Origin of the sequence: Kluyvera sichuanensis (assembly GCF_014218705.1) — a bacterium.
GTDB classification, from domain to species: domain Bacteria; phylum Pseudomonadota; class Gammaproteobacteria; order Enterobacterales; family Enterobacteriaceae; genus Kluyvera; species Kluyvera sichuanensis.
On sequence record NZ_JABBJF010000079.1, the window covers coordinates 1 to 638 of the forward strand.

General features: G+C 52.5%; 1 protein-coding gene and 1 pseudogene. Both read right to left on the bottom strand.

Annotated features, from left to right (window positions below; translation table 11 throughout):
• Positions 1-342: pseudogene (locus HII27_RS26810) on the bottom strand (hypothetical protein); the annotation flags it as partial.
• Complete coding sequence (locus HII27_RS26815) at positions 339-608, bottom strand: hypothetical protein (protein WP_185670190.1); 270 nt, start codon at positions 606-608, stop codon at positions 339-341. The pseudogene HII27_RS26810 and the gene HII27_RS26815, both read right to left, overlap by 4 nt.
• Between the last annotated feature and the right edge of the window lie 30 nt (positions 609-638).

A 638-nucleotide genomic window follows, 5' to 3' on the forward strand; every position in this document is an offset into this window, starting at 1 on the left:
GATAACCTGGATGCCAGCGGCGGCGAGCATTTCCAAAATCGCCGTCTTGTTAAACCAGTGTCCTGCGGCATATGGCACCATTACCGCATGCCCACCTTGAACAACACCCACGCATAGCTCTGGCAGCTTCACGGTGACGGTGCGGGACTCCATCAAAGCCATTGCAGCTTTCCATCCTTCCCATCTAGCCTGGTGCTTATTCGCATCCCAACCGTTAAACGATGTTGATGCATAGCCGGTGCCGCAGCGAACGCAAAATGCTGGCAAAGGAAACAGCTTTTCGAATGCATCGCGCGGATCTACTTTTTCCATACGCTGCGCCAGTGCGGTGATATCGTTCATTGGGCTGCTCCTTTTGGAATAGGCCACGCTTGCCACTCACCAGGCGGCAATTCGTCAGTCACATCATGCGATGCCCACTCAAGAAATTTTTCTTTGCTTATGGTTGGGTAATGACGGCCAGCATGAACGCTTGGTCCGTCATACTGCACATAATCAATACCGATACGTACGATTTGACGGTCGTTAGCATATGAGGTGAATTGACCCGCTGGACGTGGTTTCTTAGCTCGATAACAGCGGCCCACTTTCAGTTCTTCGATGCTCATTGCTCGGCTCCTTGGCGTAACTGGGCGGCG